Annotated in this window: 2 protein-coding genes; one reads left to right on the top strand and one right to left on the bottom strand. The window is 59.9% G+C overall.

Translation table 11 applies throughout. From position 1 onward, the window contains the following. The first annotated feature begins 200 nt into the window (after window positions 1-200). Entirely contained in the window at window positions 201-440 is a 240-nt protein-coding gene (locus ACUTQY_RS24660; RefSeq protein WP_033652110.1) for a YebV family protein, read from the top strand. A gap of 55 nt (window positions 441-495) precedes the next feature. Here ACUTQY_RS24660 and ACUTQY_RS24655 read toward each other — a convergent pair. Next, window positions 496-979: C39 family peptidase (locus tag ACUTQY_RS24655; protein ID WP_445583352.1), on the bottom strand; the 484-nt coding region annotated here is incomplete at its 5' end.

Genomic DNA, 979 nt, shown 5'->3' with positions numbered 1-979 from the left:
CGGCGCAGACCGAAGTGCCGGTCGGCACCTATCAGGATAACGTCAGCTATGTCGTGACTTACTAGCGCAGCCGCTAGCCGCCCGGCACGAATGTTGCCAGAATGTATTTTTTATGTGGCATTTTTTGCTAATTTGGTTATGCTCATACCGATGACCTTACTGGTCTAACCTCCTACCACATCATTGAGCAAGGAGTTCCCATGAGCAAAACCGTCGTAAAAATTGGCAGCTTCGAGGTCGATGACGCGCATCTTCACGCCACCGCCGACCGTGCAGGCACCCTGAGCATCCCCTGCAAGTCCGATCCGGATCTGTGCATGCAGCTCGACGGCTGGGATGAACACACCAGCATTCCGGCCATCCTCAACGGTAAGCAGTCGCTGCTGTACAAGCAACACTACGATCGGCAGACGGACGCCTGGGTGATGCGGGTGGCATGAAAATGTATCCAGTCGGCTGACGACGCGCTGCTTTCATCAGAAACAGCGCGTTTTTTTATGCGATGGCGATGCCGCGGCCGGCAAAGAAGTGGGCGAAGCGGTTGAGTGACAGCTGTACTCGCTCGCGCGTCGCCGGGCTGTCTCCCGAAGGATTATGGAAGGTCACGCTTTGCGCATCGGCGGCGGTGATCAACACCAGATGCCCGCCCCGCTGCGGCGGTATGCTCTCGGGCCGGCGAATGGCGGGATGCACCGAGGCGATAAAGTAGCGGCATTCATGAAGCAGCGCCGGCACATCGGCGGCCGCCAGCCCCACCTTCACCTCCGCCTGCAGCGCGAACTGCTCGCGCACGTACTCGACGAACGGCGCGTAAATCAGTCCTTTTATCCGCTCGTTCTCACGCACATAGGCGCCATAAGGCAGGCTGCGGCGCGCCAGTTCCAACAGCGGCGGCGCTTCGCCATCGCGGTGGCCCAGCACCATTTTCAGGCAGGCCATGCCGCACACGTGGTTGGCCCACTCGACGTACTCCGCCCGA

The sequence above is a fragment of the Serratia sp. TSA_130.1 genome (assembly GCF_052691795.1).
Note: the sequence above shows the minus strand (reverse complement) of the source record. Positions and strands in the feature narration are given on the sequence as shown.

Coding starts and splice junctions, on each gene's coding strand:
- ACUTQY_RS24660 (WP_033652110.1), top strand. CDS start 201: ATGAGCAAAACCGTCGTAAAAATTGGCAGCTTCGAGGTCGATGACGCG.